The sequence below is a fragment of the Kitasatospora sp. GAS1066B genome (genome assembly GCF_041262605.1).
In the GTDB taxonomy this organism is placed as follows: domain Bacteria; phylum Actinomycetota; class Actinomycetes; order Streptomycetales; family Streptomycetaceae; genus Kitasatospora.
Map to the genome: position 1 here is coordinate 88,598 of NZ_JBGCCO010000021.1, position 21,879 is coordinate 110,476.

Here is a 21,879-nt window from a genome sequence, read left to right on the forward strand (position 1 = left end):
GGTCATCCTCTCGCGGGCGCGGGCGTGCGGGTGACAGGTGCGGTGAGCAGGTCGGGCAGCTGGGCGGTGTGCCAGGTGACGCCGAACGGGTCGACGGTCAGCGCCTGGTAGCCGGTGCGGGCGGCGAGGGCGGCCAGCCAGGCCTGGGCGGCGGTCCGGCCGCGGGGGTCGGTGGCCATGGCGAGGGCGGCGGTGGCGTAGCCGTCGGCGAGGGTGAGGTCGGGTCCGGTGACGGTGACCTGGGTCAGCGCTGCGGCTGGACGTGCGGTGCGCGGGTCGAAGACGTGCGTGCCGCGCTCGGCGGTGCCGGAGGTCGCCACGGCCCCGTCCCGCAGGTGCAGCACGGTCAGCACGGTTCCCGGGTGGTGCGGGTCGGTGATCCCGACCCGCCACAGGGCCGGGTCGTTGCCGCTGTACAGGCGGATGTCGCCGCCGGCGTTGAGGAGGTGCCGGGGCAGGCCGTGGGCGGCGGCGAGGGCGCAGGCGTGTTCGGCGGCCCAGCCCTTGACCGCACCGCACGGGTCGAAGCGCGGCGGGTCGCCGACCGCCCAGGCGTCGAACGCACCGCCGCTGTCCTGCTTCAACCGCTCGCACAGGTCGAGGACTTCGCGGATCTGCGGGCCGTCGGGGTGGCCGACGAGGTCGGCCAGGGGCAGGCGGCCGTCGCGGATGCGGCTGATCGGGCTGTCGGACAGATACGGCGAGAAGACGCGGTCGACGTGGTGGAGGTGGGCGAAGGCCGCCGTGGCGGCGGTCTCGAAGAGGGCGGGGTCGGTGGTGTCGGGGGCCGTGAGGGAGACGACGGTGCCCATGACGTGGTCGGTCGCGGTGCGCACGGCGGTCACCGGTGGGCCGCGTCGAGCGCGGCCTGCAGGGACTGCGCGTAGCCGTCGGAGGTGTAGGTCGCGCCCGAGACGGCGTCGATGTTGGCGCTCTGCGCCTTCAGCGCCTCGGACTTGAGCTGGGGCAGGGCGTAGGAGTCGATCTGTGAGCTGTGGCCGCCGCTGGTCTGCTGGAGCACGGTGACATCGGTGAGCCTGCCGCCGCTCAGCACGGCCTGGACCTGCACGGGTCCGTAGGGCGTGTCGACCACGCTGCCGGCGAAGCGCCCGCCGGCCGCAGCCGTCGTGGGACCGGACGACGGGCCGCTCGCCGGGGCGGCGGACTGCGTGGGGGCGTGCCCAGCCGACGAGGGTGCGCCCGGGAGGCGGGAGGTCGCGGCCAGCGCGGGTTTCGGGGCACCGGCGGACGCGGCCTTGGCCCCGATGAGCAGGGCGAGCCCGGCGCTGGTGGAGAGCAGAGCCATCGTGGTCTTGCGCATGGTGCGTGCCCCTCCTAGAACTCGAACGCTTCGCGGTGGATCCGCCGCTGGGGGACCCCCAGCCGCCGCAGCTGCCGCGCGGCCGCCTCGGCCATCCCGCCCGGCCCGCACACGAACACGTCCCGCTGGGCGATGTCGGGCACGATCTGGCGCAGCCGGGCGGCGGACAGCGGGTCGCCCTGGGGGCCGGTGCGCGGGCCGACCAGCGGGTAGAGGCCGAAGCCGCGCCGGTGGGCGATGTCCTGCAGCTCCGGGTAGAGGACGAGGTCCTCGGGGCGGGTGGCGCGGTAGAGCAGGATCACGTCGGCGCCGGTGCCGGGCAGGCTCTCGTAGAGCGCGCGGATCGGGGTGATGCCGGCGCCGCCCGCGATCAGCAGCACCTTGCGGGCGGGGCTGCGGCGCTGCTCGGTGAAGGCGCCGTAGGGGCCCTCGAACCAGACCCGGGTGCCGGAGTGCAGGCGGCTGACGGCGGCGCTGGAGTCGCCGAGGTTCTTCACGGTGATCCGCCACTGTCCCTGCTCGGGTGCTGCGGACAGCGAGTAAGGGTGCGACTGCCACCACAGGCCGCGGGCCAGGAAGCGCCAGCGCAGGAACTGGCCGGCCTGAGCGCCCAGTTCGTCCAGGTCGCGTCCGGTGAGGTGGATCGACACGACGCCGGGCCCCTGCGACACGACGCGGGCCACCCGCACCTGGTGGCGCAGGGAGCGACGCACCGGCACGACGACCCGGAAGACGAGGACAGCGGCGGCCACCGCGATGTGCGCGCCGGACCAGAGCAGGCGGTTGCTCGGCGAGGTGGAGAAGTCCGCGCCGACGGAGAACTCGTGGGCGAAGGCGAGCGCGATCGCGACATACACGAGCAGGTGGACGTGGTACCAGGTCTCGTACGGCAGCTTGCGGCGCACCGCGCGGGCCGAGACGACCCCCACCAGCACCAGCAGGGCGAGTGCGGCGGTGGCCAGCAGCATGTCCGGGTAGTGGAACAGGACGGTGCCCGTCTCGGTGAGCGGGTTGGTGCCGGACTGCCACGCGTAGCCGAGGATGATCAGCACGGCGTGGGCGGCGGCCAGGGCGACCGTGTACTCGCCCAGCGTCCGGTGGTAGCGCGCCACCACGTCGGAGCCCACCCGGTTCTCCAGCCACGGGATGCGCGCCATCAGCGCGACCAGCACCAGCAGCAGGTAGGCGGCCAGCAGGCCGGACAGGCGCCCGGCGGCGGTCACGTAGTCCCCGCCGCCGCGCAGCGAGCCCGGGATGGTGTCCTGCCACCAGATCGCCAGGACCGCCGGCACGCCGGCCCAGATGACCAGCAGCAGGACCCGCGACCAGAGGTGGCCGGCGCCCGGCAGGCCGGACGGCTGCTGCTGCGGGGACGGCCCTGCCCGGTGGCGGGCCTGCCGTGCGGAGGATGCGCTCACGGTGGACACCGGCGGCTCCCATCACTCTGCGGGGATCTGACCGCACCACTGTCGCCGCCGGCGCATAACACCCCGGTAACAGCCCCGCGCACTGGGCCGCCTCGTGCACCCGACAGGGCGCCGAGGGGCACCGAGTCATGGCGCCGGAGCGCCGGTGGAAGCCGGGTGGCGATTCAGAGGGTTCTCAGAGGACGGGAACATGGCAACTTCGCTGACATCTCGTCAGCATTGAAGGCACAGCGTCAAGTCCGCCTCCAGCGGCGGCTCACCGACGCGCTCCTGCCCTGATGCCCCGGAGGCTCCCATGTCCATGCCCTCGCTCGACCGTGCCCGCTTACTCCCCAGAGTGGTCGCCGCGCTGCTCTGCCTCGCCGTGTCCTGGATCCACGTCCAGGACCAGGGAGGCTTCCCCGGCGACAAGACACCGCACTACGTCGGCATCGGCTACTACCTGCTGGAGGCGACTGGCGTGCTCTGCGCGGTCCTGCTCCTCGCCAGCACCCGGCAACGCGTGCCCCGCGACGCCTACCCCGTCGACTGGCTGCTCGCCATGGGAGTCGCCCTCGGCCCGCTGCTCGGCTTCATCCTCTCCCGAGGCCCCGGCCTGCCCGACTACAACGACGACAAGGGCAACTGGACCGAACCCCTGGGCCTCATCAGCGTCGTCGTGGAGGGCATCCTCCTGATCACGGCCGCCACCGTCCTGCTGACCGCCTTCAGAACGGCGCAGACCACGACCGCGCGCCCCGTCACCCATCAGCACACGGAAGGAGCCCGTCTCCCGTGAAACGACTCCCGCGCCTGGCCACGCCCGTCGGCCTCGCCGTCGCGGCAGTCACACTCGCCGGCCCGCCCGCGACGGCCGCGTCAGCGGCCTCCGGCTGCTCTGCCGTCGTCCCCTACGGCAAGCAGATCTGCCTCGGCGTCGGCCAGCAGACCGTCACCGCGACGATGATCGTCCAATCCGGCGGGCGCGGCTGGTTCAGCCAGATCGAGATCGACGGCCCCAGCGGCCAACTGCTGCGCACCGGCGACCACATGCTCCAGGCTCCCGCGAGCTGGGCCAACAGTCGGCCCGGCGCGGGCCCCGGCCGCTACTGCGCCGTCGACTGGCGCTGGGACGTCTACCACCAGACCTACTTCCAGGAGAAGAGCGTCTGCGTCACCACGAGTTGACGCACACCGGACCGGTAGGAAAGGAAGACACTGATGACCGGACCACGGCTCACCCTACGCAGGACCACGACCGCCGGCCTCGCGATCCTGTGCCTGGCGGCACTGCCCACCGCCGCTCACGCCTCCAACTGGCCTTCCACTGCCGCGAGTTGCTCCGGACAGCGGATCGGCAAGTCCATCTGCCTGAGCTTCGACGGCCCGCCGGCCGCGCCGACCACCGTGACCGCCACGGTGAACGTCGCCACCGGCGGGCGCGGTTGGGGAGGCCGGATCATCCTCAGCGGACCCACCGGGCAACTCCTCGTCACCGGCCTGCACACCCTTCCCGCCCCCGGCAGCTTCTCGGTCAGCGTGCCCGGCGACGGCCCCGGCCAGTACTGCGGCCTCGATCAGGCGTGGGACGGCTTCGATCAGGTGTGGGCGTACCAGGAGGAGGTCTGCGTCACGGTCCCCAGCAGCTGATGACCTCGCGTCAGCCGGGAGCGAGGTGCTGCGCGCCGAGGACCGCCAGCAGGGCGAGCTTCTCGTAACTCTCACTACCAGGCGTGGCGGTGAGGATCAGCAGCACGTGGGTTCGATCCGGGTCGAGCAGGAACTGGCAGTAGAGGTCGAGCCGGCCGACTTCCGGGTGGATGAACCGCTTCTGCTCCGTGTAGCGCAGTCCGACCTGGTGGCCGTTCCAGAGGTCGGCGAACTCCGTGCTCAGGCCGGTCAAGGTGTGGGCCAGTTGTGCGGCAGGTGACTGCGGACCGTGCTGCGTGACGACGGTCCGCAGTTGGGCGACGTGGACGCGGCTGTGGTGAGGGTGGTCCTCGGCGGGGTAGAGGCGGCGGGCGGCGGGGTGGGTGAACCAGCGGTAGACGGCGCTTCGGGCGGGGCCGGTGTGCTTGGTCTCGTCGCCGAACAGCGCGGTGGCGAGCCTGGTCTGGGCGAGCGTCTCGCCGAGCGCGCCCATGATCTGCGCGGGGGTGTCGTCGAGCCGGTCGAGCACCCGCATCAGGCCGGGGCTGACGTGCTCGGCCCGCAGGGCGCGGAGCGGGGCGCGGTGGCCGGCGAGCAGGAACAGGTGGTCGCGTTCGTCGAGGGAGAGTCGCAGGCCACGGGCGAGGGCGGCGGTCATCTGTTCGGAGGGCTGCGGGCCGTTTCCGCGTTCGAGGCGGGCGTAGTAGTCCGCCGACATGCCCGACAGCTCGGCCACGTCCTCGCGGCGCAGGCCGGCGGTGCGTCGGCGGGTCCGGCCGGGCAGGCCGACGTCCTCGGGTTGCAGGGCTTCGCGCCGGCTGCGCAGGAAGTGCCCGAGTTCGTCCCGGTCCATGTCCTCATCCCGTTCGTGTGGCGGGCCGGTTGCCGGCGCCGCTGGTTCCACTATCGACGGGCGCCGGGTCCGGTATCCACTGTCCGGCGTTCAGTGGCTCGGCGGGTCCTTGTCGCCTCCTCGGGCGCGGCGTCTACTCGTGTCCACCGCCACGGCGGCGGACGACGGGCCCAGGACCTTGCGGCTCGCGTCGATCACGGATCGAGGAGAGCCTCATGTCGAAGTGGACGGCGGCTGAGCTGCCGGACCTGTCGGGCCGCACGGTGATCGTCACCGGTGCGTCGAGCGGGATCGGCCTGGTCACCGCGCGGGAGTTGGCCCGGGTCGGCGCCCGGGTCGTGCTCGCGGTGCGCGATATCGCCAAGGGCGAGGCCGCGTCGGCCGGGATCACGGGCCGCACCGAGGTGCGGCGCCTGGACGTGTCGAGCCTGGAGTCGGTGCGTGCCTTCGCGACGGAGTGGACCGGGAAGGTGGACGTGCTGGTCAACAACGCGGGTGTGATGGACGTCCCGCTCAGCAGGACGGCGGACGGGCTGGACCTGCAGACCGCGACCAACTACTTCGGGCCGTTCGCGTTGACGAACCTGTTGCTGCCGCGCATCACCGACCGGGTGGTGCACGTCGCCTCCCAGTTGCATCGGATGGGGCACGCCCGGCCGGAGGACCTGAACTGGGAGCGGCGGCCGTACAAGCCGATGGACGCATACAGCGGCTCCAAGCTCGACCTGCTCCTCTTCTCGCTGGAGCTGCAACGGCGGTTGACCGAGGCCGGCAGCCCGGTGCGCTCCATGGTCGCGCACCCGGGGATCGCCACCACGTCGTTGGCGAGCCGTTCCGCAGCCAACCGGATCAACAAGTTCCGATTCTTCCTCAACGATCCCGAGCACGGCGCGTTGCCGACACTGTTCGCCGCGACTCAGGACCTGCCGGGCAATTCCTACATCGGCCCGGACGGCCCGGGCGGCATCAAGGGCCATCCGAAGGTCGGCCGGCCCTCCCGGGCCGCACGCGACACCGAGGCCGCGGGCAGGCTCTGGGCCGCCACCGCGCTGCTGACGGGAACGGCGGCATGACCTTTCCCCGGATGCCCCACTCGATGCACGGGCCGGTAGGCGCGCGCCGGGGTGGCGCGCTCCGCGCCGTGCGCGCCCGGCAGTCGGCGTTCTCCACCAACTCCGTCTACGAATCGATAGAATGACGGGCTGTCGACCTCTGCACGCTGGAGAAGCCCGTGCCGGAGCTGCACTTCACCGTCCTCGGTCCGCTGCGGGCCTGGCGGGCGGGCCGCGAACTGCGGATCAACCGGGCCCGGGACCGGGCCGTGCTCGCGGTGCTCCTCGCCGCCGCGGGGCGGCCCGTACCGGTCGGCGAGATCGTCGAGGGGGTGTGGGGCGAGGAGGGGGACGAGGCGCCGGACCGGGTCGGCGCGCTGCCCGGCCACGTGTACCGGCTCCGCAAGGCGCTGGACGGTGCCGGCCCGGAGCGGGCCGGCGCGAGCGTCCTGCGGCACGAGGGCAAGGGGTACCGGCTGGACGCGGATCCGCAGGCCGTCGACCGGACGGCCTTCCTGGGCGCACTCGCCGAGGCCGCCACCGCCCGCCGGAACTGGCAGCCGGAGCGGGCCCGGACCCTGCTCTCCGGTGCGCTGCAGCTGTGGTCGGGCCCGGCCCTGGACGAGGTGCCGGGGCCGTTCGCGGCGCACGAGCGCCGCCTGCTGGCCGGTCGGCGGGACGAGGCGATGCGGCGCTGCCACGAACTGGACCTCGAACTCGCCGGCCGGCGCGGCCCGCTGCCGGCTGCCCGGGCGGTCCGGCGGCCCTTCCAGCTGCCCTCCGATCTCGCCGACTTCACCGGGCGCCGGGCCCAACTGGCCTCGATCGCCCAGGCCTTGAACGTTTCCGCTCCGCCGACGGCACCGCTGGTCATGGTGACCGGACCGCGCGGGGCCGGCAAGAGCGCGCTGGCGGTGCACGCCGCCCACCTGGCCGGGGCCGGCTATCCGGACGGGCAGCTGTACGCGGATCTGCACGGCACCGGCCCCGGCGCGGTACCCGGGATCCTGGCGGCGTTCGTGCGGGCGCTGGGCATCGAGGAGCACGCGGTGCCGGTGAGCCAGGACGACCGCCGCCTGCTGTACCACCGGCTGCTGGCCGGGCGCCGGGTGCTGGTCGTCCTCGACGGCGTCGCCGCCATGGACCAGGTCCACCCGTTGCTGCCCGCGACAGCCGGCTGCGCCACCCTCGTCACGGTCGACGGACCGGGTGAGGACGCCGGTGGCGCGGCGGCCGGCCACACCGTCGGCGTCGGCCGGATGACCCCCGAGGAGGCGCAGGTGCTGCTCGGCCGGGTGCTCGGTCCGCAGCGGCTCGACGTTGAGCCGGTGGCCGCACGAGCACTGGCCGCCGCCTGCGACCACCTGCCGGGTCCGCTGCGCCGCTCGGCCGACCTGCTGGTGCGCCGCCCGGCCTGGTCCATCTCCGCGCTGGTTCCGGCGGCCGGCGGAGGGGAGAAGTGTGGCGGATAGCGGTGGCCCGGCCGATCGGGAGAAGCCGGTGCCGAGCGGCGGGGCCGGGCTGCGCTTCCGGCTGCTGGGCCCGCTGGGCGGCTGGCACGGCGAGCAGCCGCTGGATCTGGGACGGCGCCAGCAACAGGCCTTCCTCGCCATGCTGCTGGCCCGGCCCGGCCGAGTGCTGACGGTCGCCGCGCTCGGCGGCGGGGTCTTCGAGGAGGACCGCCCACCGAGCCGGCCCCGTTCCGTGCTGGCCACCCATGTCTACCGGCTGCGCCGGGAGTTCCGCAGGTACGCCGCCGAGCACCTGCTCGTCACGGTCGACGGCGGCTACCGGCTCGACCTGCCCGCTCAGGCAGTGGACGTCGACGCCTTCGACTTCCTGGTCGCACAGGCCGACGAAGCCCTCGGCGCCGGCGAGCGGCCGCGAGCCCGGGACCTGCTGGCCCGGGCGCTCGCCCTGCACCAGGGTGAGCCGCTGGCGGGCCTGCCGGGACGGCACGCCGCCGAGCTGCGGCGACACCTGGCCGAACGCCGGCTGGCGGTGCTCGAGACCAAACTCGGCCTGGACGTCGAGCTCGGGGACAGCCCCTGCTGCCTCGTCGACCTCCAACAGGCCGTCTTCGCCCACCCGTTCCGTGAGCGCTTCCGGGCGCTGCTGATGGTGGAGTTCCACCGGTCGGGCCGCCCGGCCGAGGCCCGGGCGGTGCATGCCGAGGCCCGGCGCTTCTACCGCGCCGAGGGGCTGGACTGCCCGGACCTGGACGCGCTGCTGGACCGGACCCGCCACGCCGACCCCGCGCCGGCTGGCTCGGCACCGGCCCTGGTGCCTCGCCAACTGCCGGCTGGTGTCGGGGACTTCACCGGCCGCCAGACGGTGGTCGCCCGGCTGACCGCCCTGCTCTCCCGGCCGGACCCGGCAGCCGTGGCCGTCCTGGCCGTCAACGGCCTCGGCGGAGTCGGCAAGACCACGCTGGCCCTGCACGTCGCCCACTCGCTGCGCGAGCGCTTCCCCGACGGACAGCTCCACCTGGACCTGCGAGGTGCCGAGGCCGACCCGATCGACCCCGCCCAGGCGCTCGCCACCCTGCTGGCCGCACTCGGCCTGGCGGGCCGCGCGATCCCCGCCGACCCGGTCGAGCGTGCCGCGCTCTACCGCACCACCGTGGCCGGGCGCCGGCTGCTGCTCCTGCTCGACAACGCGGCCGACGCCGCACAGGTGATCCCGCTGCTGCCGGGTGCCAGGACCTGCGCCGTGCTGATCACCAGCCGCGGCTGGCTGACCGCGCTGCCGGGCGCCCACCACCTCCACCTCGACGCCCTCGAGCGGTCCGAGGCGCTCGACCTGCTCGCCGCCATCGCGGGGCGGGCCCGGATCCAGGCCGAACCCGAGGCGGCGGCCGCGATCGCCACCGCCTGCGGGCTGCTGCCGCTGGCGCTGCGGGTGGCCGGATCCCGCCTGGCCGCCGATCCCACGCAGCCGCTCGGCCAGCTCGCCGCGAGCCTGGCCGACGAGGCGACGAGGCTCGCCGAACTCGCCTGCCACCCCGCCGCGGTGGAGCCCGTGCTCGCACTCTCCTACGCGCGGCTCGATGCGGCGCAGGCACGCGCCCTGCGACTGCTCGCGCTGCCCGACGCACCCGAACTCGCGCTCCCCGCCGCCGCCGCGCTGCTCGACCACGGCCTCGACGGGACCCGCGAACTGCTGGAGACGCTGGTCGACCTCAACCTGCTGCAGTCCCCGGCCGCCGACCGGTACGGCTTCCACGACCTGGTGAAGGTCTTCGCCCGGCAGCGCAGCACCCGGCAGGACTCCCCCGGGTCGGTGACCGCCGCGTTCGCCCGGCTGCTCGACTTCTGCCTGGCGAGCGCCCGCAACGCCGAGCGGACCGCGCACCATGCCAGCCGGCCCCGGCGCAGCCCGATCGAGGCCACGACCACCGCGCCGGGGCTGGCCTTCCACACGATCGAGCGGGCCAACGCCTGGATGCTGACGCAGAGCGCCCTGCACCACGCGGTGATCCACCGGGCCTGCCAGGACCCCGGCCTGCCGCTGGCCGGGGCCGCCGCGCTGCTGGACACGATGGGCTCGGCCCTCTTCGGCTGCACCTACGCGAGCACGGTGGCCGACCTCGCCGGGCACCTCGCCGCCGCTGCCCTGGCCCGCGGTGAGCGTGGTGCCGAGGCGCTGGCGCGCGCGGTGCGCGGCGGCATGCTCTGGCACACCGCCTGCTATGCGCGGGCGGGCACCGAACTCGGCCGCGCTCTGCCGCTCTGCGAGGGACGGGAGTTGCGCGGGCTGCGGGCCCGGGTCCTGCAAATCCTCGGCCGGACCGCGCGGATGCTGCGGAAGCACGAGGAGGCGATCAGCGTGCTGACGGAGGCCGCCGCGGTCTTCCGCGAACTCGGCGACGCCGAAGCCGAAGGCCTCACGCTCGGCGAACTCGCCGTCAACCAGGCCGAGTGCGGGCACCTCGCGCAGGCCCGGGCCACCGCCACCCGCGGCGCCGAACTCACCGGCGGGCAGCTCTCCAGCTCCGAGGCGCTCGGTCGCTTCTACCTCGCCAAGGTGCTGCACCTGGACGGCGACCTGGCCCCCGCCCTCGCCGAGGCCGAGCACGCGCACCGGCGGCTGCGCCGCTTCGGGCTGACGGACTATCACGTCGCCGCCGGCAGCCTGATCGCCCTGGTCCATCTCGCCGCCGGGCGCGAGCGGGCCGCCGTCCAGGCGGCCGAGGAGACCCTCCCGCTGGCCCGGCAAGCCTCGGGCAAACTCGAAGGCCACCTGCTGCGGACCCTCGGCGAGGCGTGCGCCAGGCTGCACCGCACCGATCGGGCCAGGTCGTGCCTGGTCGAAGCGCTGGGGCGGTTTCGGCAGCTGAACCTCCCCTGGGAGGCGGCCGAGGTCGAGCGGACGCTGCACGGCCTGGCCTGACACGCGTGCTCATCGAATGTCCATCGTCGTACCCGAACCTTTTCAAGTGCCCGGTCGCTGGACCGGGCCACAGTCGAAAGGCGGGACCTCATGTTCGTCAACGGAGTCAGGAAGGCCACCGTGGCACTGGTCGGCATGGCGCTGGCCGGCAGCATCGGGCTGGTGGGCGCGGGCAGTGCCGCGGCGTCCAGTGGCGGTGGCTGTGGCGGTACCGGCACCGAGCAGGCCTGCGTGAGCGCGGGCGACGGCCACGTCACGGCGACCGCGACCTCCAACTTCGCCAACGGCAACTGCAACGAGGAGGTCATCCTCTGGGACTACACCACCCAGGGCAAGGCGCTCGACACCACGTTCCCCTGCCACAACGGCTCGTACAGCTTCACCTGGGTCCTCACCGACCCGAGCGGGGGCCACGACTACAAGACCGAGGTGCGCTTCTACTGGCAGGGCGGCTCGGGCTACGACTACCAGCTCAGCCCCGACCTCTTCTACTGACCGGCTGAGCATGCTGCCCGGCCCGCTTCGGCGCGGGCCGGGCAGCGTGCTCGGACGGCGATCGACGCGAACACCGGCACGTCGAACGAGCCTGCGGCCACTCAGCGCGCTGCCCACCTCCCGCTGTGCCAGCCTGGAATGGGAGTTGCCCACCTGCCACCCGGCTTGACGGCAGGCTGTTCCGAAGGAGCACAGACATGGCCAGCAGCACCAGTGGAGCGCCTACGGGCGCCCGGACTTCCCGACGGCCGCTCGCCACCGGATGGACCTTCTTCGCCGCCGCGTTGATGATCTTCGGTGGCGCGATGGCGATATTCGAGGGAATCTCCGCCATCGCCAAGAACGATCTGGTCGTCGTCACGCGTCACTACTCGTACAGCTTCACCGCCACCGGCTGGGGCTGGGTGCACCTCATCCTGGGCTTCCTCGTCGCCCTCGCGGGCGTGGCCCTGTTCACCGGCGCCGTGTGGGCACGCGTCGTGGGTATCGTCCTCGCCGGTCTCGCCATGATCGCGAACTTCCTGTGGCTGCCCTACTACCCGTTCTGGGCCATCGTGTTGATCGCCATCGACATCTTCGTCATCTGGGCGCTCTGCGCCGGAATGACCCAAGAGGCCGACGAAGTCTGACGGCGTGTGCCCGGACGGTCACCGTCCGGGCACACTCCTGGCAGCGAGCGCCTGATCAGAGCGGGTGCGGACGGCTCCCGGGCCGATGCCCGGCGCGCGTGGCGCACCCGGCGCACGCCCCGGGCGCCTGTACGGTGACCCGGTGAACCATGTCATCCCGTGGCGGCGCAAACCCCACCGGAGCGGTCATGCGCCTTCCCGCACCGACTACGCGGGAGCCGTCTACGGATCCCTGCTGGCCGCCTCCGTGCTCGCCGCGTCGAGCACGGTCGGCAAGTTCCCCCGCTTCCAGACCGTCGTGCTGCTGCTCGTCACCGGGCTGGTCTTCTGGGCCGCCCACGTGTACGCGCGCCTGGTGGGCGAGAGGTCGGTCGGCCGCCTGATCGGCTGGTCCGAGGTGCGCGAGGTCGGCCGGAACGAGTGGTCGATCACCGAAGCGGCGGTGCTGCCGGCGGTCGCGGTGGCCATCAGTCCGCTGCTGGGGTTGAGCCTCAGCGCCACCGGCTGGTTCGCCCTGATCGTCGCCGTGGCCCAGCAGGTCAGCTGGGCCTACCTCGGTGCCCTGCACGCCAGCGCGTCGCGTCTCGAGGCGCTGATCGAGGCGGCGGTCAATCTGGTGCTCGGGCTGGTGATCGTGGCGGCCAAGGCCGCGCTGGGCCACTGATCCTGCTGACGGTCCGTCATAAAACCCTTGGACGCCCCGGGCGCCCGCGCGGGAGACTTCGGTTTCTGGCCTCCTCACACGCCGCCGCACGACAACCCGGGGTTGGGATGGGATCGTCCGAATCGCACCAGGGCTCGCCGGGCCGGGCCTCGATGCTCCTCGCACTTCGTTACTACGGACGGGAGCTCGCCCGGTCGCCGCGGCTGGCGCTGCCGGCCATGCTGCTGCCGGCGCTGGGCAACATCGGCATCGCCTACCTCGCGCCGCTGGTCGTCGCGAAGCTCGTCGGTCGCATCGCCGCCGCCTCGGCTGTCGGCATCGGCACCACGCTGCCCTACGTGCTGGCCTTCGCCGGAGTCCTGCTGGTCGCGGAGACGCTCTGGCGCATCGGCCTGCACTGCATGAACCGCCTCGAAGCCCGCGGCATCGAGCACCTGTACGTGATCGGGATGGACGAACTGTTCGCCAAGGACTCCGCGTTCTTCCATGACAACTTCGCCGGCTCGCTGACCAAACGCGTCCTGAGCTTCGCCTCGCGCTTCGAGGAGTTCGTGGACACGCTGACGTTCTCGGTCGTGGCCAACTTCGTGCCGCTGCTGTTCGGCTCGGTGGTGCTGTGGCACTACCAACCGCTGCTCGTCGTCGGGCTGCTGGCGATGATCGTGCTGACGGCAGCATGCGTGACGCCCCTCATCCGGCGCCGCCAGCAGCTGGTCGACCAGCGCGAGGAGGCCCTCGCCCGGGTGTCGGGCCACGTCGCCGACAGCCTGATGAACATGGACACCGTCCGGGCGTTCGCCGCCGAGGAGCGCGAGGCCGCCGAACACCGCTCCCGCGTCGCGCAGTCGCGCCGGCTGGCCCTGCGATCCTGGGACTACAGCAACCTGCGGATCGACACGCTGGTCGCGCCGATGTCCGTGCTGACGAACGCACTGGGCCTGCTGCTCGCGGTCACGCTCGGCGGCAGCAGGCACAGCGTGGAGGCGGTGGTCGTCGCCTTCACGTACTACAGCAGCGCGACCCGGGTCATGTTCGAGTTCAACCAGATCTACCGCCGGCTGGAGAGCTCGATGACGGAGGCCGCGCAGTTCACCGAGTTGCTGCGGACGCCGCCGACCGTGGTCGACCCGGCCTCGCCGGAACCGCTGCGGCTGCGGGCCACCGACGTCCGCTTCGAGCGGGTGACCTTCGCCCACGCCGGCGCCGAGCCGATCTTCGAGGGCCTCGACCTGGCCGTGCCCGGCGGCGCGAAGATCGGCCTCGTCGGCCGGTCCGGCGGGGGCAAGACCACGCTCACCCGGCTGCTGCTGCGGATGACGGACATCGACGCCGGGCGGATCCTGATCGGGGGTCAGGACATCAGCAGGCTGCGCCAGACCGACCTGCGCGGCCAGATCGCCTACGTGCCGCAGGACCCGGCGATGTTCCACCGCACGCTGCGCGAGAACATCGCGTTCGCCCGCCCGGACGCCACCGAAGCCGAGATCCGCCGCGCGGCCGAGGCGGCACACGTCACCGAGTTCGCCGACGCGCTGCCGGACGGCTTCGACACCATGGTGGGCGAGCGCGGCGTCAAACTCTCCGGCGGCCAGCGCCAGCGCGTCGCCCTCGCCCGTGCGATCCTGCGCGACGCACCCATCCTGCTGCTGGACGAGGCGACCAGCGCCCTGGACTCCGAGAGCGAACTCCTGGTCCAGGAGGCCCTGTGGCGACTCATGGAGGGACGCACCGCCCTCGTCGTGGCTCACCGGCTGAGCACTGTCGCCAAGATGGACCAACTCGTCGTCCTCGACCGCGGCCGGATCCTCGAACAGGGCACCCACCAGGAACTGCTCGCCACCAACGGCGCCTACGCCAAACTGTGGCAACACCAGTCGGGCGGCTTCCTGGACGACACCCCCACCGGCGCCAAGAGCCCCACCCCCATGACCGCCGGGGCCACGGCCGGCGAGGCCGCGACCCCGTGACCCACCGCCGTGCTCACCCGCCCGGGGCTCGGCGCACCGGCCCGGCCCCGGGCGGGAGTTCACTCAGGTGAGGCAGCCTCAGGAGAGCAGCCCGTTGTAGTCCGGCAGCTTGAAGGTCTGCTCGGCGTGGCCGCCGTTGAGGTCGGTCCAGTTGTTGCCGATGTTGGCGATGATCGTGTAGCCCTCGTCCTCCACCTGGATCCGCTGGTTCGTCTTGAACTGCTGGACCGGCTCGAACAGATCGCCGAAGTCGCGCCCGCGCAGCTCGTCCACGGTGTAGCCGGCCTCGGACAGGCTGTGACGGGTGATCGGGTCGATGAAGTCCAGCCGCGCGGTGACGAAGATCAGCGCGACCCCGTGCGCGTGGGCGTACTGCGCCAGCTGCACGACCGGTGCGATGCCCGGCATCGTGAACGGGTGGAAGTGCGTCGCGAGCGTGGTGTTGTCGATGTCGAACACGATCGCGAGCTTCTGGTCCGTGGGCTCGGCCGTGCGCTGCTGGACGTATGCGGCGGCCGGGGCGATCGCGGCGCTCACGTCCGACAGCCACTGCGCCTCGGTCACCGTGCTGCTGCTGGTCGCAGCGGCGACGGCGGCCGTCGGCTGGGCGGGGGTCGCGGGCGCGGCGATCGCGGGGGTGGCGAGACCGGTGGTGAGGGCGGCCGTCAGGGCCGCGGCGGCGATGAGCTTCGCCTTGGTGCTCATATCGGGACTTGACCTTTCATCAGATGGATCGGATGGACGGACAGTCAGTTGGTCGGCTTGGCACTCGGGGTCGCGTTGCCGTACGAACCGGCCAGGATGGGCCATTCGTTGTGGTAGGTCGCGAACGGCAGGTCCTTCTCGAGCAGCGGGGTGCCGAGGATGGCGATCCTCGCCATCACGGCCCCGTTCACGTCGAGCCCGCCGTAGAGGCCGCCGCTGCCGTTGACGGTCGGCTTGGCGCCGCTGCTGTCGACGCTCACCGTGCCCTGCACCGCGGCCCGCAGGTACGGCTCGACGGTGGCCTTCACGCCCACCGCGTCGTACAGGGCGACGGACCCCTCGGCGACCAGGCCGCTGCGCACGTCGGCGCTGCCGGCGAACGTGGCCTTGACCGGGGTGATCCGGGTGGTGATCGGGTCGGTCGCGCTGGTCCAGCCGGACGCCTTGGTGTAGTCGGCGTGGATGGCCCAGTCACCGTCGACGGCCTGCGCGACGTCGACGCTGACGCTGCCGTCGGCGCTGACTTCGGCGTAGACCGTCAGGTTGAGGGTGATCACGACCGGCAGCCCGCCGACCATCACCGTGGGGCTGGCGGTGAGCGTGGCGACCGGGATCCGGACCGGGCCGGTGGAGCCGGTGAGGCCTGCGGTGAGGTGCCAGTTGGCGTGCGCGCCCAGGTCGAACCCGACCTTGGCCTGCTCGGGGGCGAGGATGCCGTGGGCGCCCTGGTAGGAGAAGACGACGCTCGGGTCCAGTTCGAGCGAGCCGGTGAGCGTGGCCTTGGCGCCGCCGGGCAGCGCGACGGTGTCGTTCGCGTCCAGCTTCAGCGCGACCGAGGCCGAGCCGTTGCCGCCGTCCGGGTTCGGGACGTAGGAGGCCTTGAGGTCCTGGATGCTGGGCGTGACCTGGATCTGGTGCGGATCCAGGGCGGTCTTGATGTTCGCCCAGGCCTGGCCGAGCAACTCGGAGATGGTGGCCGGGCGGGTGTCGACCTGCACCGTCCCCGCGCTGCCCTGCTTGACGGCGGTGATCGCCAGCAGCGCGCCGTGCGGCGCGGCGGTCGACGGCGGGCTGTCGATCAGCTGCCCGGTCCGCACGGCCGCGGTGGCCGCGGCCGTGGCGGACGGGCTCGGGGCGGACTGGCTCGCGGCGGACGGGCTCGGGGCGGACGGGCTCGCGGTGCCGGTGCCGTCGGCGCCGACGGCGAGCACGGCTTTGCCGGTCTGCTGGTTGTACGAGGCCAACGTGAGGTCCGGCGCCGCGCCCGCGAGGGTCGGCGTGCCGGACGGGGACGGGGTGGCCGACGCGGGTGAAACGCCGGCGGCGGCCGAGGACGTCGGCGAACCGGCCGGCCTGGTGGCCGACTTGGTCGGGGTACCGACGGCGGCCACCGGGGTGGCTGACGTCGTGCGGTCCGCGGCCGGAGTCACCAGGGTCACCGCGGGATTGCCGGTGGCGACCGAGGTGATCGGCGCAGTCTGGTCGCCCGGGGCGGACGTGGTCCGGGCGGCGGCAGTGCCGGAGTCGGCGGACTGGGCTGCCGGGGTCGTCGGATCGCAGGCGCTGAGCGAGAGCACCACGGATGCGGCGAGCACGGACAGCGCGAGGGTGCGCGTGGACATGCGGAGGGTCACCTTCGGCGTGGGACGGACGGGGAGGCTCCCTGGGAACCCCTGCCAGGGGCATGCCAGGGACGGCACCGGCAGAAGTCCACCGCGGAGAGGTTCCCGGGTGGCTGCCGGCAGGTGGAGCGATCACACGGGAGGTGGCCGAAGTCCGCCGTCGGCCGAGGCCCCGAAGGCGAGTTGCCCTTCGAAACCGGACCTGGTGCCACCGGGGCGGCGCCAGGCGCAAATCCACCAGGCGCTCCTAAAACTAGAGCCAGTAGTTTTGCCTGGGCGAGAACGTACACTAGATCGGGCGGAGGCCCAATACCCGGGGGTAACAAGCGAAAGGCGCCAGGACGAACAGATGGGCAGACCGCCACGGCCGCTGCTGACCCGGGACCGGATCATGCGCGCCGCTCTCGAACTCGTCGACGAGGAAGGCAGCGACGCGCTCTCCAGCACCCGGATCGCGGCCCGACTGGGCGTCAAGGGGCCCTCGCTCTACAACTACGTCGCCGGGCGCGAAGCGATCATCGACGGCATCCGCGACCTCATCGTCGCCGAGATGGAGCTCAACCCGACCATCCAGCCGTGGACGGCCGCGCTGGACACCTGGGCCCGCTCGTACCGCGCCGCCCTCGCCGCCCACCCCAACGCGGTTCCGCTGCTGACCTCCCGGCCGACCCAGTCCCTCGCGGCCCTCCAGGGGTACGCCAACGCGTTCGCCGTGCTGCGCGCCGCCGGGTGGCCGGAGGAGCACCTCCTCCCGCTCGTGCAGTCGGTCGAGTACCTGCTGATCGGCTCGGCCCTCCACCTCGACCGCCCGCTCGACGCGGCCTGGACGGCCGAGACGCTGCCGCCCGGCCTCGAGCCGCTGCTGAACGCTCCCGCCGACTTTCGCGAGCGGGCCTTCGAGACCGGACTCGCCGCACTGATCCGCAGCTTCCAGGAGACCCTCGACAGCCTCCGGGGCCATCACGACGGCTGACACACCGCCACCTGGCAGTTGCCAGGCCTGCATGGGTCGATTCATCGCATCTGCCGGTGAAATTGCCGGTTGGGTGGGTATCTGCGAGGCCCCACGGGTACCACCCGAAACGGGCCGCACGGGCGCGGTCCGGAGATGGAGTCCCGATGCGCAGACCTGCCGCCGTCCGCTTCCACGGCCGCCTCGACGAACCTGTCGAGCTGACCGTCGCCCAGCTGCGTGACCTGCCGGCCCATCAGGTCCAGGTGAGTTTCGACTGCCTGACCGAGGGCGAGCAGCGGCACGGCTTCGAGGGGCCGAAGCTGTGGGACGTGCTTCGCGCGGCGCGCCCACAGGTCGACCTGACCGGCCGCAAGCAGCGGCTGGGCTTCGTGCTGACCGTCAAGGGCGCGGACGGCCACCACGTGGTGCTCTCCTGGGCGGAGATCGACCCGGACTTCGGCGGCCATCAGGTGCTGCTCGCCACCAGCGTGGACGGCGCGCCGCTGGACGCGACCGGGCCACAGCTGGTGGTCCCCAGCGACCACTGCGGGGCGCGCTACGTCAGCGGGATCACCGAGGTGTGGGTGGGCCGGGTCGACAACTGAGGCCCCACACGCACGGGCCCGGCAACGCCCCCGCCGACAGCTGGACGGGGGCGGGCCCGGTGGTGGGTCAGCCGCTGAAGACGTCCTCGACGTACCGGCCCTGGTCCATCAGGGTCTGGAGCCAGCGCTGAGCCTCGGCGCGGTCGGCGCTTCGGGTCTGCCGCAGGTAGATGGCCTGGAAGGCGTCCCGAACGCCGGGCGCCATCCGGGCACCGTCGCCGCAGACGTGGACCCGGGCTCCCGCGTTCAGCAGCTCCCACACCTCGTCGGCTTCGGCGGTGATGCGGTCCTGCACGAAACGCCCGCCGTCGACGGGGGTCTTGCTGAAGGCAGGGCGCAGGGAGACCGCGCCGGCCTGTTCGGCAGCCCGCAGTTCGTCGGCGTGCAGGTAGTCGGCGTCGGGGGCGTCGCAGCCGAAGTAGCAGAGCGCCGGGGCGAGCGGGGTGCCGCCGAGCGCGAGAGCGCGACGCTCGGCGATGGCGGCGCGGAAGGGGGCGAGCCCGGTGCCGGCGGCGATCATGATGACCGGGGTGTCGGCGTCGTGCCCGACCCGGAAGGCCTCGCGGCAGGGCTGGATCCGGGCGAGCAGGGTGTCGCCAGGCCGCACGGAGTTCAGGTAGCCGGAGCCGGTGCCTCGGAAGGTGCCGCGCCCCGAACGGGCGGGTGCCTCCAGCACCGAGACCATGAGGTCGACCTGGTGCGGGTCGGCCGTCGGCGAGGAGGAGACGGAGTAGTGGCGGGGCCTGATCGGCGGCAGCAGCTCCAGCAGCGCGGGCCAGCTCAGGCTCTCGCGCAGAGCGGGGTGGTCCTCGATGAGGTCCAACAGGGTGCGCTGGTCGGCGGCGTGGGCATCGGCGTTCTCGGCCAGCGCCCCGAGCGCGGCCCGCTCCGGCGGGCAGGGGTTGAGGGCGGCCAGCACGGCCAGCTGAGCCACGGTCGGGCGGTCCTGCAACTCGACGTGATGGGTGAGTAACTGACGGATCGTCAACTGTCCGGCTACCGGGATCCCGTCACGGCGGGGGTGGTTGGGGACGATGCTCAGGACGGTGTCGAGGTCGGCCCGGAGCAGGTGGGCGGCGCGCTCGACGAGGGCGCTGTCGTTGGCCGGGAGCACCGTGAGGTGGTCGGCCGTGCGGTAGGACGTCCCCTCGGGCAGGGCGAGGCGGACCAGGCGCTTGACCCGCGGGTACTGCGGGTGGGTGAGCCCGGCGGTCTCGACGACCGTCATCGGCGTCATGCCGTGCCGGGCGGCCAGGGTGTCGAGCGCGCTGCCGGTGACTTCGGTGACGGTGTAGGCGGGGCCGTCCTGCCGGCGCTGCGGCCCGGCGCCCACGGTGGCCGGGTCGCCGTACCGCTCCAGCAGTGCGGTGCGCAGGGCGGCGGTGAACGCCTTGACGCTGCCGGTCAGGTCGCCGGAGGCGTCGGCTTCCGCGCGGCCGAGGATGCGGGTGGCGCCGAGCGCGGCGAGCCGGTCGTCGACGAGGGTGGGGATGCGCTGGTAGGTGGCGGACCAGTTGCGGTCACCGACGCCGAGGACCGCGTAGCTGACGCCCTCGGCCGCACCAGCTTCGGCTTCGGCTTCGGCTTCGGCTTCCCGCAGCCAGCTCACGAACGCGGCCGCGTCGTCGGTGGGTTGGCCGTTGTACGAGGCGGTGACGATCACCACGGGCCGGTCGGTGGGCAGCGCGCCTCGGTGGGCGTCGAGCGGGGCGACGGTGGTGTCGCACCCCAACTCCGCGGCGGCCTCGGCGAGGCCGGTGGCGAAGTCGCGGCAGGTTCCGTAGTTGGAGCCGTGGAGCAGCAGCAGCCCGGTGCCCTGGCGCACCCGAGTGGGCAGGTCGGCGACCTCGGCCGGGCCGCGGTCGGGCTGTGCGGCACTCGCGGTCGGCAGCGCGGCGCGGTTGGCGGCCCGGTCGGCGGCGGTGCGCGGGGCGAGAGTGAGGGTGAACCCGTCCGGCTTGATGGTGAGCGACTGCTTCAGCTTCAGCTCGTAGTCGGCGTGGTCGATCAGCCGGTACCGATGGAGCAGCATGGCGAGCACCATGGTGGCCTCGTGCAGCGCGAACTGCCGTCCGATGCAGGCGCGTTCACCTGTCCCGAACGGCTTGAACGCGTGTGGGGAGCGCGCGGCGACCGCCTCCGGCGCGAAGCGCGAGGGGTCGAACAGCTCGGGGTTGTCGCCCCACACCGGCTCGCGGTGGAGCATCGGGATCAGGGCCCTGACGCTCTGCCCGGCCCGCAGCGGGATCCGGCCGCCCAGCACGGTGTCCTGGCGCGCCTCGCGCGCGAACCCGGGGGCGGTGGGCCACAGCCGCAGGGCCTCGTTCAGCACCTGCCGGAGGTAGCCCAGGCGTCCGACGTCCTCGAAGGTGGGCTCCGGGGCGGGGGTGTCACCCCACATCTCGTCCACCTCGCGCTGCGCCAGGCGCAGCACGGCCGGGTTCTTGGCCAGGTAGTACAGGGCGAAGGCCAGGGCTCCCGAGGTGGTCTCGTGCCCGGCGATCAGGAAAGTGATGATCTGCTTGCGGACGTTCTCCAGGTCCAGGGTGGCGCCGTCGGAGGGATGCGTCGCGGTGAGCATCAGGCCCAGCAGGTCCTGCGGCTTGCCGGGAGCGGTGTCCGGCGCGGTGGTGCGGGCGGTGGTGCCGGCGACGGTGGGCGCGGTGGTGCGCGCGGCGATCACCTCGTCGACCACCGAGGCCAGGTAGGCGGCGTCGACGCGCATCGCCTCGTCCTGCTCGCTGAAGTCGACCCCGGTGGCGCGGCCGACCGAGGTCATCGCCCAGTCCAGGCAGCGCAGCATCGAGCTGACGAACGGGTGCGGCTCGTCGCGGTCGAAGGAGCCGAAGTCGAAGTCGAATCCGGCGAGTCCGATGGTGTCCAGCGTCATCCGCGTCATGTCGTCGGCCACCTCCACCGGACTCCCCGTGGCTGCCCGGCGGTCCCAGGACTCGATGAGCCGGTGGGCGACCTTCAGCATCACCGGGTGGTAGGTGCGCATCGACCCCAGACCGAAGGCGGGCATCAGGATGTCGTGTGCCTTGGCCCAGTTGGGCTCGTCGATGTGCGCGGTGAACAGTCCGTCACCCAGGATCGGCCGCAGGTTCGCCACCCCGAGGCCGATGTTCTTGGTGAACCGCTGATCGTCGGCAAGCTCGGTGACGAGGTCCAGGCTGGAGACGAAGAGGTTGTCCTGGCCGTCCACGCGCAGCGCGAAGGCCGGGCCGAGCAGGCGGGCCGCTCGCATCAGTCCCAGGGTGGGCGTGCCGCTGAAGTTGACGGCGGAGATGTCGATGACGGGGACGTCGGTGGCGGGGACGTCTTCGCCGCTCGACTGCTGCGGCGGGAGCAGGGTATCGGCCATGGGTGAACTGCCCTCCGGAATATGGGGTTCAGCGGTCTGGCGCCGCCGCGGTCGCGGCGGCCTACTCCACCGTCCCGCCCCGGGGGCACGTTGAGCGCTCGGGTGGCTACATGATTTTGTAGTGGCCTCGGGCGCCTCGGACTTGCGGGTCTCGGAGCCGTGGGGTAGCTGCACAGTGGGGTACGGCACAGTGGGGTAG

General features: G+C 72.8%; 19 protein-coding genes. 12 read left to right on the top strand and 7 right to left on the bottom strand.

From position 1 onward, the window contains the following. Window positions 1-2 precede the first annotated feature (2 nt). The 3 genes from ABH937_RS23515 to ABH937_RS23525 are packed head-to-tail and all read right to left on the bottom strand — an operon-like array spanning window position 3 to window position 2,748. Window positions 3-836, bottom strand: coding sequence for an FAD:protein FMN transferase (locus tag ABH937_RS23515; RefSeq protein ID WP_370219350.1), 834 nt, complete (start codon window positions 834-836; stop codon window positions 3-5). A gap of 5 nt (window positions 837-841) precedes the next feature. Then, window positions 842-1,321 carry an FMN-binding protein gene (locus tag ABH937_RS23520; protein WP_370219351.1) on the bottom strand — a complete coding sequence of 160 codons (480 nt, stop codon included), beginning with the start codon at window positions 1,319-1,321 and terminating at the stop codon, window positions 842-844. 14 nt (window positions 1,322-1,335) lie between these two features. After that, window positions 1,336-2,748 (bottom strand): ferric reductase-like transmembrane domain-containing protein, encoded by a 1,413-nt coding sequence (locus ABH937_RS23525; RefSeq protein WP_370219352.1) that lies wholly within the window; start codon window positions 2,746-2,748, stop codon window positions 1,336-1,338. Between the two features lie 295 nt (window positions 2,749-3,043). Here ABH937_RS23525 and ABH937_RS23530 point away from each other — a divergent pair, with 295 nt between their 5' ends. From ABH937_RS23530 to ABH937_RS23540, 3 genes are read left to right on the top strand one after another with little or no spacing between them, the layout of a single operon-like run. Continuing rightward, window positions 3,044-3,526, top strand: coding sequence for a hypothetical protein (locus tag ABH937_RS23530; RefSeq protein ID WP_370219354.1), 483 nt, complete (start codon window positions 3,044-3,046; stop codon window positions 3,524-3,526). Next, the gene (locus ABH937_RS23535; RefSeq protein WP_370219355.1) at window positions 3,523-3,915 is read left to right on the top strand and encodes a hypothetical protein; all 393 of its coding nucleotides are present in this window, start codon (window positions 3,523-3,525) and stop codon (window positions 3,913-3,915) included. The genes ABH937_RS23530 and ABH937_RS23535 overlap by 4 nt, the downstream gene beginning before the upstream one ends. Before the next feature lie 33 nt (window positions 3,916-3,948). Continuing rightward, window positions 3,949-4,377, top strand: coding sequence for a hypothetical protein (locus tag ABH937_RS23540; protein WP_370219356.1), 429 nt, complete (start codon window positions 3,949-3,951; stop codon window positions 4,375-4,377). A gap of 10 nt (window positions 4,378-4,387) precedes the next feature. On the opposite strand, the gene ABH937_RS23545 is transcribed toward ABH937_RS23540, so the two are convergent. Further along, complete coding sequence (locus ABH937_RS23545) at window positions 4,388-5,230, bottom strand: helix-turn-helix transcriptional regulator (protein WP_370219357.1); 843 nt, start codon at window positions 5,228-5,230, stop codon at window positions 4,388-4,390. A gap of 215 nt (window positions 5,231-5,445) precedes the next feature. Between ABH937_RS23545 and ABH937_RS23550 the strand changes: the two genes are divergently transcribed. The 7 genes from ABH937_RS23550 to ABH937_RS23580 all read left to right on the top strand — a co-directional run bounded on the left by ABH937_RS23550 (window position 5,446) and on the right by ABH937_RS23580 (window position 14,429). Continuing rightward, complete coding sequence (locus ABH937_RS23550) at window positions 5,446-6,303, top strand: oxidoreductase (RefSeq protein WP_370219358.1); 858 nt, start codon at window positions 5,446-5,448, stop codon at window positions 6,301-6,303. Between the two features lie 158 nt (window positions 6,304-6,461). Next, complete coding sequence (locus tag ABH937_RS23555) at window positions 6,462-7,754, top strand: BTAD domain-containing putative transcriptional regulator (protein ID WP_370219359.1); 1,293 nt, start codon at window positions 6,462-6,464, stop codon at window positions 7,752-7,754. Further along, window positions 7,744-10,674: a BTAD domain-containing putative transcriptional regulator gene (locus tag ABH937_RS23560; RefSeq protein ID WP_370219360.1), complete on the top strand. Its 2,931-nt coding sequence runs from the start codon at window positions 7,744-7,746 to the stop codon at window positions 10,672-10,674. The genes ABH937_RS23555 and ABH937_RS23560 overlap by 11 nt, the downstream gene beginning before the upstream one ends. 90 nt (window positions 10,675-10,764) lie before the next feature. Beyond that, a complete protein-coding gene (locus tag ABH937_RS23565) occupies window positions 10,765-11,169 on the top strand; it encodes a hypothetical protein (protein WP_280692806.1) in 405 nt (134 codons plus the stop codon). A 197-nt stretch (window positions 11,170-11,366) separates the two neighbouring features. Continuing rightward, window positions 11,367-11,798, top strand: coding sequence for a hypothetical protein (locus ABH937_RS23570; protein WP_280692804.1), 432 nt, complete (start codon window positions 11,367-11,369; stop codon window positions 11,796-11,798). Window positions 11,799-11,940: 142 nt separating this feature from the next. Beyond that, entirely contained in the window at window positions 11,941-12,462 is a 522-nt protein-coding gene (locus ABH937_RS23575; RefSeq protein WP_370219361.1) for a hypothetical protein, read from the top strand. A gap of 107 nt (window positions 12,463-12,569) precedes the next feature. Further along, window positions 12,570-14,429, top strand: a complete 1,860-nt coding sequence (locus ABH937_RS23580; protein WP_370146625.1) for an ABC transporter ATP-binding protein — start codon at window positions 12,570-12,572, stop codon at window positions 14,427-14,429. A gap of 78 nt (window positions 14,430-14,507) precedes the next feature. Here ABH937_RS23580 and ABH937_RS23585 read toward each other — a convergent pair whose 3' ends face one another. Together ABH937_RS23585 and ABH937_RS23590 are read right to left on the bottom strand one after the other, a co-directional pair. After that, a complete protein-coding gene (locus ABH937_RS23585) occupies window positions 14,508-15,134 on the bottom strand; it encodes an HAD family acid phosphatase (protein ID WP_370219362.1) in 627 nt (208 codons plus the stop codon). A 44-nt stretch (window positions 15,135-15,178) separates the two neighbouring features. Next, complete coding sequence (locus ABH937_RS23590) at window positions 15,179-16,756, bottom strand: hypothetical protein (RefSeq protein WP_370219363.1); 1,578 nt, start codon at window positions 16,754-16,756, stop codon at window positions 15,179-15,181. Window positions 16,757-17,105: 349 nt separating this feature from the next. On the opposite strand from ABH937_RS23590, the gene ABH937_RS23595 reads away from it, so the two are divergent. Continuing rightward, the gene (locus ABH937_RS23595; protein WP_370219364.1) at window positions 17,106-17,729 is read left to right on the top strand and encodes a TetR/AcrR family transcriptional regulator C-terminal domain-containing protein; all 624 of its coding nucleotides are present in this window, start codon (window positions 17,106-17,108) and stop codon (window positions 17,727-17,729) included. A gap of 146 nt (window positions 17,730-17,875) precedes the next feature. After that, window positions 17,876-18,316: a molybdopterin-dependent oxidoreductase gene (locus ABH937_RS23600; RefSeq protein WP_370219365.1), complete on the top strand. Its 441-nt coding sequence runs from the start codon at window positions 17,876-17,878 to the stop codon at window positions 18,314-18,316. A 67-nt stretch (window positions 18,317-18,383) separates the two neighbouring features. Here ABH937_RS23600 and ABH937_RS23605 read toward each other — a convergent pair whose 3' ends face one another. Further along, window positions 18,384-21,680, bottom strand: a complete 3,297-nt coding sequence (locus ABH937_RS23605; RefSeq protein ID WP_370219366.1) for a bifunctional cytochrome P450/NADPH--P450 reductase — start codon at window positions 21,678-21,680, stop codon at window positions 18,384-18,386. Window positions 21,681-21,879 lie beyond the last annotated feature (199 nt).